Here is a 12,119-nt window from a genome sequence, read left to right on the forward strand (position 1 = left end):
GAGCCATAACAGGAGGCATGCCATGAGCGCTGAAAACCCGCCACGCTACACCAGCTTCGCCGAGTTCTACCCCTATTACCTGCAGGAACACAGCAACGCCACCTGCCGCCGCCTGCACTATGTCGGCAGCCTGCTGGTGCTGTGCATCCTCGCCTACACCCTGCTTAGCCAGCAGTGGCTCTGGTTGCTGGCCATTCCCCTGGTTGGCTACGGCTTCGCCTGGGTCGGCCATTTCGGCTTCGAGAAGAACCGCCCGGCGACCTTCCAGTACCCGCTGTACAGCCTGATGGGCGACTGGGTGATGCTCAAGGACGCCTTTACCGGGCGGATCAAGTTCTAGGGGCCGAGCGAACCCCACTACCGATCGCGGCCGATACTGCACCATTCGGCCGCCATGCTTGGCTCATGCCTGCCCGCTTGGTTATGATCCCGACCTTCGTCGCTTGCCCAACGAAGGTTTGCCGACCGTAGACGTCCAGTAGAGACGCCGCATATCAGCAGGGATCCCCGCCAAAGCATGAACGCCCAGACCTCGACCCGGCTTCCCGCCCTGCCAGCACCGCCGTTGCGCGAATATTACGCACGCGTGCTGGCCTATATCGCCATTGCCGCCAGCATTGCCGCGGGCACCTTTGTTCAGCATTTTGGCTATGACATCCTCTGGATGGTGCCCTACGCCCTGCTCTACCCCCATCTGGCCCACCAGCTGAGCCTGCGGTTCAAACGTGACCACCCCCAGGGCACCACCCTCAGCCTGCTGTTTATCGACGCCCTGCACGCGGGGGCCGCAATGGCTCTGCTCGGCTTCTCGGTGGTACCGAGCCTGATGGCCCTGCTGATTTTGAGTTTCAGCTCCCTGGTAATCGGCGGCCTGCGTTATATGGCCCTGGGTATCTTGGTTGCCCTGAGCAGCAGCGTACTCAACGCCGCGCTGATTGGCCCCCAGATCGAGGTCGAGACCCCGGCCGTGGTAGCCCTGGTCAGCATCCTGTTCACCATCCTGTATATCTGCATCACCGCCTACTTCGTACACCAGCAGGGCCTGCGTCTGGCCCAGGTGCGTAGCGACATCAAGCGCGAACAGGAAAAGGCCGCACGCCTGGCGCGCAACCTGGCCAAGTACCTGTCACCGCAGGTGTGGGAGTCGATCTTCACCGGCAAGAAGAGCGTGCGCCTGGAAACCCAGCGCAAGAAGCTCACAGTGTTCTTCTCCGATATCAAGGGCTTTACCGAGCTGTCCGAAGAACTGGAAGCCGAAGCCCTGACCGACCTGCTCAACACCTACCTCAACGAGATGTCGAAGATCTGCCTGAAATACGGCGGCACCATCGACAAGTTCGTCGGCGACTGCGTCATGGTGTTTTTCGGCGACCCGGCCAGCAAAGGCGCAAAGAAGGATGCGGTGAATGCGGTGTCCATGGCCATCGCCATGCGCAAGCATATGAAGGTACTGCGCCAGCAGTGGCGCGCCCAGGGCATCACCAAGCCGCTGGAAATCCGCATGGGCCTGAATACCGGCTACTGCACCGTGGGCAACTTCGGTGCCGACACGCGCATGGACTACACCATCATCGGCCGCGACGTGAACCTCGCCAGCCGCCTGGAAAGCGCCGCCGAATCCGGTGAAATCCTGATCTCCCACGAGACCTATTCGCTGATCAAGGACGTGATCATGTGCCGCGACAAGGGCCAGATCACGGTCAAGGGCTTTACCCGTCCGGTGCAGATCTACCAGGTGGTGGACTTCCGCCGCGACCTGGGGGCCACCTCCAGCTATGTCGAGCACGAACTGCCGGGGTTTTCCATGTACCTGGACACCAACGGCATTCAGAACTTCGACAAGCAGAAGGTCATCCAGGCCCTTAGTCAGGCGGCCGACAAGCTGCGTGACAAGGTGATCATGTAAGAACCTGCTCACGATCTGCTGCGCGTCAGCCCTGCTGCGTTAGAAACCGACTCGGATGCTCATGTACAACTCGTACACTCCGCGTCCTCGCCGGTTTCTGCCTTGCCGGACTCTAGCTCGCGAGATCGTGAACAGGCTCTAAGCCCACCTAGGCCGGCATACACAGCTCACCATCGAGCAACGGCTGCTGGGCCAGAAACTCCAGCGCCGAAGCGCGCCAGGATTGCCGCGCCGCCAGCTCGGCGCAGCGTCCGCGGTCCAGGCTCAGGGCCGCCAGGCAGGCCGCGCGCAAGTCCTCGTCCAGCACCCCGCTGACACCCGCCTGCAGCACATCCAGCGGCCCGGCTACCGGGAACGCCGCCACCGGCGTGCCGCAGGCCAGGGCTTCGAGCATGACCAGGCCGTAGGTGTCGGTACGCGAGGGAAACACCAGCACGCTGGCCTGCTGGAATGCCTGCGCCAGCGCCGCGCCATGCCGGTAGCCAAGGAACCTTACCTGCGGGTAAGCCGCTTGCAAATCTGCACGCTGCGGCCCATCGCCCACCACCTGCTTTTCCCCGGGCAGATCGAGGCGCAGAAAGGCCTCGACGTTCTTTTCCGGAGCAATCCGCCCGACATACAGAAACACCAGACTGGAGACCGCCGCCGGTTGCGCCGGTGGGCGAAACAGCTGGGTATCCACGCCCTTGCGCCACAGCGCCAGGTGCTTGAAGCCCCAGCCGGCAAACTCCTCGCGCATGCGCTCGGTGGTCACCAGCACCGCCTGACTGGGGCGATGGAAGGCCCGCAGCAAGGCATAACCCCAGCGCAGCGGCAGCCAGGGCCAGCGGCTGTTGACGTACTCGGGAAAGCGCGTGTGGATGGCGCTGGAAAACGCCAGGCCGCGCCTGACCAGCCAGCGCCGGGCGGCCCAGCCCAGGGGACCTTCGGTGGCCAGGTGAACGCAATCGGGACGAAAGTCGCGAATCGCCGCGCCCACCCGCCAGAGATCCCATACCAGGGGGATTTCCGGGTAACTCGGGCACGGCAGGGTGCGAAAGTCCGCAGGCGACAGCAGCTTGACCTGATGGCCCAGGCCGCGCAGTTCGCCGACCAGGGCCTGCAGGCTGGTGACCACGCCGTTGACCTGGGGCGACCAGGCATCCGAGACGATCAGCAGCCTCATAGTGCCGGCTCGCTGGCAGCCACCGTTATGGCCTGCTGCGCAGCCTGGCGCGCCTGGTCGTCGGCCAGGCGGTAGAGCTCGATGCTGCCATCCAGATGCTCGATCAGCGCCGTACAGGACTCCACCCAGTCGCCGCAGTTCATATACTCGACATCCCCCATCGGGCGGATTTCGGCATGGTGGATATGCCCGCAGACCACGCCGTTGAAGCCACGCTTGGCGCACTCGTGAACGATGGCTTCTTCGAAGTCGCTGATAAAGTTCACCGCGGTCTTGACCTTGTGCTTGAGGTACGCCGACAGCGACCAATAGCCGTAGCCATAGCGGCTGCGCCAATAATTCAGCCAGCGGTTGAGGGTCAGGGTGATTTCATAGGCCGAGTCGCCGAGAAAGGCCAGCCAGCGGTGATAGCGGGTGATCACGTCGAACTGGTCACCGTGAATCACCAGCAGGCGGCGGCCGTCGGCAGTGATGTGCTCTGCCTCGTCGACCAGCTGGATATTGCCCAGCATCAGACTCGAATAGCGACGCAGGAATTCGTCATGGTTGCCGGTGACGTAGATCACCTCGGTACCGCGCTTGCTCATGGTCAGCAGGCGGCGGATCACGTTGCTGTGCGACTGCGGCCAATAGACTCCGCTGCGCAGCTTCCAGCCGTCGATGATGTCGCCGACCAGATAGATCCTGTCGGTCTGATAGCGCTTGAGGAAAGCCGCCAGGTGTTCGGCCTGGCAATCCCGGGTGCCAAGGTGCACATCGGAAATCCACAGGGTACGGACACGTTGCTTACGGCTGGGCTTGACGAGCTGGGCGCTGGTCATGGACGACCTCCGGCTGGGTTTGCTTGAGCTTGCGCGGCACGAGTGAAACGCCCATGACGGAGCCGTGGCAGTTCGATGACAGCCCACAACGCTGATCTGCGGTTATCAGGCCGTTGAAAAACGTAGGCGAGGCAGACGAGACAAGGCAAAAACAGGCGAAAAAGCGGAGTGTACGAGTTGTACATGAGCATTTTGAGCCTGTTTTTAACGCCGTATCGGCAACGCAGGTAGTGTTTCAACAGCCTGTTAGACTTGCCGGAATACACAAGGAGCCCACCATGTCCTCGCCGCTGTCGCTGCGTCACTACAGCCACGAACTGCTCAGCCATAGCCACGCCCATGCCCAGTTGGTATTCGGCCTCAGCGGTCTGCTGGATTTCGAGATTGCCGGCTGCGCCAGCCAGGTCACCCGCCAGACCCTGGCCGTGATTCCCAGCGACGCCCGGCATGCCTGCGGTAGTCGAGGGGGCAGCCAGTGTCTGGTGCTCGATGTGCCGTCCGAGCACTGGCTGCAACAACAGCTGGGCGGCCACCTGGACGCCGCGCGCCGGCTGCTGGAAAAACCTGCTGCCGTCGGCCTCAACCCGGCACAGAGTCAGTTGGTCAGCTGGCTGGCCGCCAGCCCGATCAATGACCCGGTAATCGCCCGACAGGGGGCCGCCCTGTTGCTGGCCAGCCTGGCCAATGACCACGGCAGCGTCCATATGGCCCAACGCCTGCCGCTGGCAGCGCTCGATGCGCATATCGATCGGCATGCGGCGCACCCTCTGCAGGTCAGCGATCTGGCGCGTCTGGCCGGACTGTCGGCGGCGCGTTTTCATGTGCGCTTCCTCGCGGAAACCGGACAAACGCCCATGGACTATGTGCGCAGCCGCCGCCTGCAACTGGGCCGCCGGTTGCTGCAGAGCAGCGCACTGCCGATTGGCGAAATTGCCACGCGGGTCGGCTATAGCTCGCAGAGCGCCTTTACTGCGGCCCTGTCACGGCAGTTCGGCTGCACCGCCCGAGCTCTGCGCCAGCAGCGCGAGTAATGCGACAAAAGCCGCAAGCCCTGCGACAGACACACGCCACGCACCGCCCTAGACTGCAACCAGCCAACTAGGGAGACGTGGGATGCAACAGATCGAGTGGGACGATTTTCAACGGGTGGAACTGCGCGTCGGCACCGTGCTGTCCGCTGTGGTCAACGAGAAGGCCGTGAAACCGGCCTATGTGCTGCAGATCGACCTTGGCGAGCTGGGCGTCAGACAATCCAGCGCGCAACTCACCGCCCACTACAGCTGCGACGAACTGCTCGGCCGCCAGGTGCTCTGCGTGTGCAACTTTGCCGCCAAACGCATCGCCGGGGTGCGCTCCGAGGTGCTGGTGACGGGCGTGTACGACGCTGACAACCGCGTGGTGCTGGCCAGCTTCGACAAGCCGCTACCCAACGGCGCACGCCTGGCATGAACCAGCGTAATGCGCTCTGGGCCATCCATCTGGGGGCCCTGCTGTTCGGCCTGTCCGGGATATTCGGCAAGCTGGCCAACACCACCCCACAGATGATCTCCGCCGGCCGGGCCATCTTCGCCGTCGCGGCCCTGCTGCTGTTCGCCCGCCTGATCAGCCAGGCCGCTCTGGTACGCCTGGGCCTGCGCCAGCTGGGCCAACTGGCCCTCGGCGGGTTGCTGCTGGGCGGCCATTGGTGGAGCTTTTTCGAATCCGTGCATATCTCTGGCGTGGCCATTGCCACCCTCGGTTTTGCCAGCTTCCCGGCTTTTACCGTGCTGCTTGAGGGTTTGCTGTTCCGCGAACGCACCCGGCCCGCCGAATACGCCATGGTGCTGCTGGTGTGCCTGGGCCTGGTGCTGGTCACCCCGGACTTCGACCTGAGCAGCCAGGCCACCGGCGGCCTGCTCTGGGCAGTGTTTTCGGGCCTGTTATTCGCTCTGCTGTCGCTGCTCAACCGCGCCAGCACCCGCGGCATCGACCCGGTGCAGGCCGCGCTGTACCAGAACCTGACGGTGCTGCTGGTGTTCCTGCCGCTGGCCTGGCCGACCCTGCCCAGCGTGCAGGCGCAGGACTGGCTATGGATGGCGTTGCTCGGGATCTTCTGCACCGGCCTGGCCCACAGCCTGTTCGTGGCCAGCCTGCGGGTGCTCAAGGCGCGCACCACGGCGGTGATTTTCGCCCTGGAGCCGATCTACGGCATTACCTTTGCCTGGCTGCTATTCAGCGAAGTACCGACCCTGCGCATGCTCGCCGGGGGCCTGCTGATCGTCAGCGCGATCTTTCTCTCGGCGCGGATGGCCAGGTGATCCAGGGTCTGCTCGCCAGCCAGGGGCAGCTCATATGCAATGGCCAGGTGCGGCATGCTGTGGATAGAGTGCCGCGCAGCATTTCTGGTGCTCACGGCTCACCCTACAGCCGCAGGCCGCCACAGCCCTCAACCAGCCGGACGGTCGTTATGGCCCAGATCCCGGGCCGGGTCGATCTGGTCGCGCAGCCGCTGCTTGAGCACCTTGGCCTCGGGGAAGCCGCCATCGGCCTTGCGCTCCCAGATCTGCACGCCGTCGCAGGTGATGCGAAACGCCCCGCCGGTAGCGGGCTCCAGGCTGACCCGGGCGAGGTCATCGGCAAAGGTCGACAGCAGTTCCTGAGCCAGCCAGGCGGCGCGCAACAACCACTGGCACTGGGTGCAATAGGTGATGACGACTTCGGCTTTGTGGCTGGACATGCGCTGACTCCGGCAATGACGAAGCACGCATGATAGCGCCTGCGATGCCCAACCCAGCAAGCAAAACGCCCGCTTGCCTGGGGCAAGTGGGCGCTCTGTAAAGCCAGAACAGACTAGGCGATCTTGGCCAGCAGCTGACGAGCCCTCTGCTTCTGCTTCTCGTCACCGCTGTTGATCACTTCATTGAGGATGCTGCAGGCACTGTCCAGGCTGCCCTGCTCGATATAAGCCAGCGCCATGTTCAGTTTGGCCAGGTTGTCGCGGTTGGTCGCCAGCTGGTCGAGATCGCCTATCACCGCGCTGCTGGCCACCTTGGGCTGCTCGATAAAGGCCTCGTCCAGTTCGTCCTCGAGCCAGCTGTCATGGGGTGTTTCTTCCACCAGCATGGATTCGGCAAAAGGACTGCGCGCATCGCGGCTGCCGGACAGCTCGAAAATATCCGAGCTACTCGGCTTGCCCGCGGCCGCCTTGCTGGCCGCTGCACCGGCAACCGTGGACTGCGCGGTCGGCGAGAACGGGCTGACCAGATCCCAGTCGGCATCCAGCGACAGGTCGTCGAGGTTGAGTTTACCGTCGTCGAGCCCCTCATCCAGCATGGGCTCCTGGGGCTCGTCCAACTGCAGCACCGCATCGTCGAGCAAGTCCACCGGGGGCGTCTTGAGCAGGTCGGGATGACGCGCCTTCAGCTCATCGATGCGCACCGGCGAAAAGCCGACTGCGCGCAAACTGGCTTCTTGCTCTACAAAGGCTTCGGCATCACCAAGCTGGGCGAGCACCTCAAGCAGACGAAACGCTATATCGCTGCGCTGCGGCTGCGCCTGAATCGCCTTGCGCAAGGTCGCCGCGGCTTCCGGAAAACGACCATAGGCGATATAGACATTGGCACTCTGCAGGGCGTCGTTGCCCGCCGCCGGCCAGACCGGGCCGGCATTGGGTACATCACGCGCACTGAGTGCCACCGCAGGCTTGGCCTGTGCCGGTGCAGCAACCACTGGGGGCACTGCGGCCTTGGCCACCTGAGGTGCTGGGGCCTGTGGCACGGGCGTATGGAGCTGTTGCGGGCGCGTTCGGCTGCGCCAGAATAACCCTGCCACGGCGGCCAGCAGCAACGCCAGCAACGCCACACCGGCAGCCAGCCAGCTGCGGGAACCGTCGGCCACTGCAGGCTGCGCCGCCACAGCAGGGGCGGCAGCAGCCGCATCAGCCGCCTGCCGCGCCGCCAGCTCGGCCTGCAACCCGGCGATCTGCTGATCCCGGGCACTCATCTGTTCCTGCAGTTGCTGCACCTGCAGGCTCAACTGCGCCAGGCTCTGCTGTAACTGCGAAGTTTCCGCCAGCTGACTGGCCAGTTCCTGATCGACCCGGCTCTGCTCCAGCTCAAGCAAGGGAACAGACGCCTCAACCGGCACTTCGCTCGACTCGGCGGCCAGGGCGGCAGGGGCGACGGTAGGCGCGGCGGCCTCAGTCGCCTCGACCGGCGCAGCGGCAGGAGCCGCAGTCGTAAGCGCCGCATCCGGCAGCAACAGCTCGACCCCGGCCAGCAGGCGGTTGCTGTCGCCATTGCTGAAGGCGCTGGGGTTGAGCGCCAGGATATCGTTCATCAAGGCCTGCTGGCCGCGTGCACTGCCCTCCGCGCGCAGGCGGGCGGCAATCTTCCACAGGCTGTCGCCGCTGACCACGGCATAACGCTGACCCTGCTCGGCACGCGGCAACTCACGCGGTGTGCTCACTGAAGCAGGGCTTACCTGACTCGGTGCTGGCGCGGCCATCCGGGCGGCCGGAGCAGCGGCCGGTAACGCCGGTGCCGCCGCCAGGGTGCGGTAGGAGGACGACCCCGGCGGGTCGAGCAGGATGGTGTACTCGCGGTACAACTGGCCGCTGGGCCGCGCCACTTCGACGATAAAGTTCAGATAGGGCTCGCGTACCGGCTGCGCCGATACCACCCGAATCACGCTACGGCCACCGCGCAGAAGCGGGGTAAAACGCAGGTCGTTGAGAAAATACAGACGGTCGACGCCCGAACGGCTGAACACCTCGGCAGGGGCCAGGCGCACCTTCAGGTCGCTATTGCTGAGATCGCCGATATTGAGCAATTCGATCTCGGCATCCAGCGGCTGACTCAGGGCCGAATGCAGGGTGATTTCGCCCAGTCCCAGCGCCGGGGCCATGCCCGAATAGAGAACCGAACCAGATGCCAGACCGATCAGTAGCTGACGAACCCTTGCCATGTGAATATCTCCCGCTGAATCTGCCCGATCAGCCTCCCCCCCATACGCTTGAGCGTACGCATCCCGCGCAGGAAGAGAACCTAAGGAACAGCATAGTCGTGCATCGGGAAAATACGTTCCTTGTCGAACCCGGCTGACGCATGGCTTTAATTACACCCGGTGCTCGGCAATCGCACGCAGGCTGCTGGGCACATAGCCATTACAGGCTGCAGCATAAGTCAGCAGTCAATAAACCGACAAGGACATAATATTGACGAGGCCTCGTCATTTTTTTGCCGATACCACGCCGCGAGCCGCCAGTACCGTCAGCAGGAACACCCCGGCCACCAGCCAGAAACTCTGCTTGAAGGCCAGCGCTTCGGCCAGGGGATGGCCGCCCTCGGCGCTGTGCCGCCACTCGAGGAAAAAGGTCAGCAGGTTGACCCCAAAAGCCCCGCCCAGTTGTCGCACGAAGGTAATGGCTCCCGCTCCCTGGGCCAGCTCCTCGGGGCTGAGGATATCCAGCGAGCCGGTGCTCAGGGCCGGCAGCAGCAGGCCCAGGCCGACCCGCCCCAGGCAGGTCCAGAAGCACAGAATAAGAAAGGCCGCGCCCTCCCCGATCCAGGCCAAGCCTGCGGCAGACAAGGCGAAGATCAGCAGCCCGCTGATCAACAACAGAGCGGTCGAGAGTCGATCGCTCAGCCAGCCACCGGCAAAAGAGGCCAGGCCCATAAAGGCTCCGGCAGGCAACAGCAACAGGCCGGCGCGACCGGCGCTGTAACCCTCGACGGTTTGCAGGTACAGCGGGATCAGATAGGTGGAGCCGTACAGGCCCAGCCCCAGGGTCAAGGCCACCCAGCTGGCACTGCGAAACCCCGCATGCCGCCACAGACTCAGGGGCAGCAAGGGCTTGGCGCTGCGGCGGCTGCGCAGCACAAACAGCGTGAGCGCCAGCAGCGTCAGGAGCAACGGCCCCCAGACCCGCGGCTGCGACCAGGCAAACCGCTGCGCCTCGGCCAGGGTGCCGAGGGCGGCGAAAATTGCCACGGCGAGCCAGACAAAGGCCACGAGATCCAGTGCCGGGGTGCTGCGCTCGCGCTGATTGGGCAGCAGCCATTGGCCCGCGCCCAAGGCCAGCACACACATCGGCAGCGGCATCCAGAACACCGCGCTCCAGCCGAAATGATCGACCAGATAGCCGCCGATGCCGGGTCCCAGCGTAGGAGCCAGCATCACTCCCAGGCCGTAAAGCCCCAGCGCCGTACCTCGGCCACCGTCGGCGAACACGCGAAAGATCAGCACCATCGCCAGGGGTTGTACGACACCGGCACAGAGCCCCTGCACGATACGCAGGGCGATCAATTGCCAGGCGGTCTGCGCCACCAGGGCCAACAGGGAAGCGAAGATAAACAGCAACAAACCTGTCTGCGCCGTACGCCGCGCACCGAAACGCGCCTGAGCCCAGGCCGCCAGCAGCAGGCCGACGGTCATGGCCGCGAGAAAACCGGTGGACAGCCACTGCGCCAGCGGCCGGCCAATGACGAAGTCCGCCATGATCGCCGGCAACGCCACATTGATGCTGGTGGAGGCCAGCACCATGGCCATGCTGCCAATCATCAGCAGGGTCAATAACCACTGCGGATAGTGCCTGCCGAAACGCTGCTGCAGCGCCTGCAAGTCGTCCTGCATCAGCGCCGTTCCAGGTTACTCAACACCTGGGCGTGGACCTGCTGGCAACGACGCAGGTCATCTTCATCAATTCCGGCAAAGACTTCCTTGCGCAACTGGGCGGAGATCGCTTCGATCTTTTCGATCAGTGGCAGGGCCTGGGGGCTGAGGGCGATCTTCTTCGCGCGACGGTCTTCCGGCACCGCCTGGCGGCTGACCAGGCCCTGGGCCTCAAGGCTGTCAAGCAGACGCGCCAGGGTCGGCCCCTCGACGCCAACGCTTTGCGCCAGTTCACGCTGGGTGGGCAGTTCGGCAAAACGACCCAGGTGCAGCAGCACCAGCCAACGCGCCTGGGACAGGCCCAGGCCGACCAGACGACGGTCCAGTTCGGCGCGCCAGGCGCGAGAAAGTTGGGCGACTTGCATGGCAAAACGGTGCTGATCGGTGTGCGACATGGATAACGGCTCTAATATCTATCAAAAAACTAATTATTAGCCAGCTAACCATAACCACCATACGGAGGCAAGCCCCGCCCGGTCGCCCACCTGTTTCACCATTTCACATACTGGTCTTCGACAAAGCCCCAGAGGTTGTCGATGCGCACCTCGGCACGACCAATGGGGCGCAGCACGCCCGTGAAGCGGCCGAAGATCTGCTTGAAGTTACTGGCCAGCACGCCGAGATTGGTCTGCTCCCGATGCAGGCCGCGCCCCTCGAAGTGCAACTCCACCTGGCCGTCATGGGAGCTGATCCGCCAGGGCTGCAGGGGTTGGTCGCGGTCGAAGGTAAAATGCACGCCGTCGACCTTGATCAACTCACCATCGAGCCAGTAGCAGTTCTCGCTAAAGCTGGTTTCATTGACCCCGCAGGACAGGTTCAGGCCAACCCGCTGCGCCCCCGCCTGACCGGACAGACAGGCCCAGTTCCAGTGGGTTTCCGGGCGCATATAGCCGGCCGACCAGTCATGGTGGGCAAAGGCATCGATCTGCGCCAGGTCGAAATCCCCCAGGGCGCTGCGCACCTGCCCCGTGCAGCGCACCCCCGCAACTTTCTGCGCATAGACCCAGCCATTGACCCCCGCCCGGGTATTGATGCACATGGGCTGGAACGCCGGCTCCGTTTCGGAAAAACAGGCGTCGATGTGGGTGCCATCGTCCAGCTCCACCACTAGGCGTTTCTGCCGGCCGGCAGCCTGGTTCTCCAGGCGCAGCAGGTTGCGCCCGCTGCGCAACTGACACACGCCCTCGTTCGGCGTCTGGGAAAAACTGCTGCCAACGCCCAGCGGCAACTTGAAGCGCCGCTCGATCATGCGCCCGCTGGCGGGGTGGAACAGGTAGACGAAGCCGATCCCGGCCAGGCTCAGATTGGCCAGGGCGCAGCCGCCGATCAACTCGTCGCTGATCAAGCCGAAATACTGGAACTGATGAAAGCGCCGCCACTTCGCCAACGCCCCCAGGCGTCTGCCCATGGGCGAACGGAAGTCAAAGTCGCGATAATTGATCAGCCCCGGAGCGGCGGCAAAGATGCCGTAATGGGGATGGCCGTTGGCCTGAATCAGTCGGTCCATGGGGGCATTCACTCAAGGGAAACCCTGCGCATGCTAGCACCGGCCCTGACGCTCGGGCATTCACCCGGC

The 12,119-nt window shown here is 64.0% G+C and carries 11 protein-coding genes and 1 pseudogene; 5 read left to right on the forward strand and 7 right to left on the reverse strand.

The features are described from left to right. Positions 1-22 precede the first annotated feature (22 nt). Both WMW70_RS06600 and WMW70_RS06605 read left to right on the forward strand, forming a co-directional pair. On the forward strand, positions 23-340 hold the full coding sequence (locus WMW70_RS06600) for an Mpo1-like protein (RefSeq protein WP_341436721.1): 318 nt from the start codon (positions 23-25) through the stop codon (positions 338-340). 185 nt (positions 341-525) lie between these two features. Next, positions 526-1,906, forward strand: a pseudogene (locus WMW70_RS06605) (adenylate/guanylate cyclase domain-containing protein); the annotation flags it as partial. A gap of 148 nt (positions 1,907-2,054) precedes the next feature. Here WMW70_RS06605 and WMW70_RS06610 read toward each other — a convergent pair. After that, positions 2,055-3,071 (reverse strand): glycosyltransferase family 4 protein, encoded by a 1,017-nt coding sequence (locus tag WMW70_RS06610; RefSeq protein WP_341436723.1) that lies wholly within the window; start codon positions 3,069-3,071, stop codon positions 2,055-2,057. Beyond that, positions 3,068-3,892, reverse strand: a complete 825-nt coding sequence (locus WMW70_RS06615) for a UDP-2,3-diacylglucosamine diphosphatase (protein WP_341436724.1) — start codon at positions 3,890-3,892, stop codon at positions 3,068-3,070. The genes WMW70_RS06610 and WMW70_RS06615 overlap by 4 nt, the downstream gene beginning before the upstream one ends. 278 nt (positions 3,893-4,170) lie before the next feature. On the opposite strand from WMW70_RS06615, the gene WMW70_RS06620 reads away from it, so the two are divergent. The 3 genes from WMW70_RS06620 (at position 4,171) to WMW70_RS06630 (ending at position 6,189) form a co-directional block, all read left to right on the forward strand. Then, a complete protein-coding gene (locus WMW70_RS06620) occupies positions 4,171-4,923 on the forward strand; it encodes an AraC family transcriptional regulator (protein ID WP_341436726.1) in 753 nt (250 codons plus the stop codon). A gap of 82 nt (positions 4,924-5,005) precedes the next feature. Beyond that, positions 5,006-5,341 (forward strand): tRNA-binding protein, encoded by a 336-nt coding sequence (locus tag WMW70_RS06625; protein WP_341436728.1) that lies wholly within the window; start codon positions 5,006-5,008, stop codon positions 5,339-5,341. Further along, a complete protein-coding gene (locus WMW70_RS06630; protein ID WP_341436731.1) occupies positions 5,338-6,189 on the forward strand; it encodes a DMT family transporter in 852 nt (283 codons plus the stop codon). Before WMW70_RS06625 ends, WMW70_RS06630 begins: the two co-directional genes overlap by 4 nt. Before the next feature lie 128 nt (positions 6,190-6,317). Here WMW70_RS06630 and WMW70_RS06635 read toward each other — a convergent pair whose 3' ends face one another. From WMW70_RS06635 to WMW70_RS06655, 5 genes are all read right to left on the reverse strand, one after another. Beyond that, positions 6,318-6,608 (reverse strand): SelT/SelW/SelH family protein, encoded by a 291-nt coding sequence (locus tag WMW70_RS06635; RefSeq protein WP_341436732.1) that lies wholly within the window; start codon positions 6,606-6,608, stop codon positions 6,318-6,320. A 113-nt stretch (positions 6,609-6,721) separates the two neighbouring features. Then, complete coding sequence (locus WMW70_RS06640; protein WP_341436733.1) at positions 6,722-8,836, reverse strand: FimV/HubP family polar landmark protein; 2,115 nt, start codon at positions 8,834-8,836, stop codon at positions 6,722-6,724. Between the two features lie 264 nt (positions 8,837-9,100). Further along, entirely contained in the window at positions 9,101-10,504 is a 1,404-nt protein-coding gene (locus tag WMW70_RS06645) for a DHA2 family efflux MFS transporter permease subunit (RefSeq protein WP_341436734.1), read from the reverse strand. Next, positions 10,504-10,938 (reverse strand): MarR family transcriptional regulator, encoded by a 435-nt coding sequence (locus WMW70_RS06650; RefSeq protein ID WP_339462000.1) that lies wholly within the window; start codon positions 10,936-10,938, stop codon positions 10,504-10,506. Before WMW70_RS06650 ends, WMW70_RS06645 begins: the two co-directional genes overlap by 1 nt. Positions 10,939-11,033: 95 nt before the next feature. Further along, entirely contained in the window at positions 11,034-12,050 is a 1,017-nt protein-coding gene (locus tag WMW70_RS06655; RefSeq protein ID WP_341436735.1) for a DUF2804 domain-containing protein, read from the reverse strand. Positions 12,051-12,119 lie beyond the last annotated feature (69 nt).

This window comes from Pseudomonas sp. XK-1, assembly GCF_038069885.1.
GTDB lineage: Bacteria > Pseudomonadota > Gammaproteobacteria > Pseudomonadales > Pseudomonadaceae > Aquipseudomonas.

What these genes read in the sequence shown, in the direction of transcription:
- WMW70_RS06600 (WP_341436721.1), top strand. Translation starts at nt 23, where the DNA reads ATGAGCGCTGAAAACCCGCCACGCTACACCAGCTTCGCCGAGTTCTAC.
- WMW70_RS06610 (WP_341436723.1), bottom strand. Translation starts at nt 3,071, where the DNA reads ATGAGGCTGCTGATCGTCTCGGATGCCTGGTCGCCCCAGGTCAACGGC.
- WMW70_RS06615 (WP_341436724.1), bottom strand. Translation starts at nt 3,892, where the DNA reads ATGACCAGCGCCCAGCTCGTCAAGCCCAGCCGTAAGCAACGTGTCCGT.
- WMW70_RS06620 (WP_341436726.1), top strand. Translation starts at nt 4,171, where the DNA reads ATGTCCTCGCCGCTGTCGCTGCGTCACTACAGCCACGAACTGCTCAGC.
- WMW70_RS06625 (WP_341436728.1), top strand. Translation starts at nt 5,006, where the DNA reads ATGCAACAGATCGAGTGGGACGATTTTCAACGGGTGGAACTGCGCGTC.
- WMW70_RS06630 (WP_341436731.1), top strand. Translation starts at nt 5,338, where the DNA reads ATGAACCAGCGTAATGCGCTCTGGGCCATCCATCTGGGGGCCCTGCTG.
- WMW70_RS06635 (WP_341436732.1), bottom strand. Translation starts at nt 6,608, where the DNA reads ATGTCCAGCCACAAAGCCGAAGTCGTCATCACCTATTGCACCCAGTGC.
- WMW70_RS06640 (WP_341436733.1), bottom strand. Translation starts at nt 8,836, where the DNA reads ATGGCAAGGGTTCGTCAGCTACTGATCGGTCTGGCATCTGGTTCGGTT.
- WMW70_RS06645 (WP_341436734.1), bottom strand. Translation starts at nt 10,504, where the DNA reads ATGCAGGACGACTTGCAGGCGCTGCAGCAGCGTTTCGGCAGGCACTAT.
- WMW70_RS06650 (WP_339462000.1), bottom strand. Translation starts at nt 10,938, where the DNA reads ATGTCGCACACCGATCAGCACCGTTTTGCCATGCAAGTCGCCCAACTT.
- WMW70_RS06655 (WP_341436735.1), bottom strand. Translation starts at nt 12,050, where the DNA reads ATGGACCGACTGATTCAGGCCAACGGCCATCCCCATTACGGCATCTTT.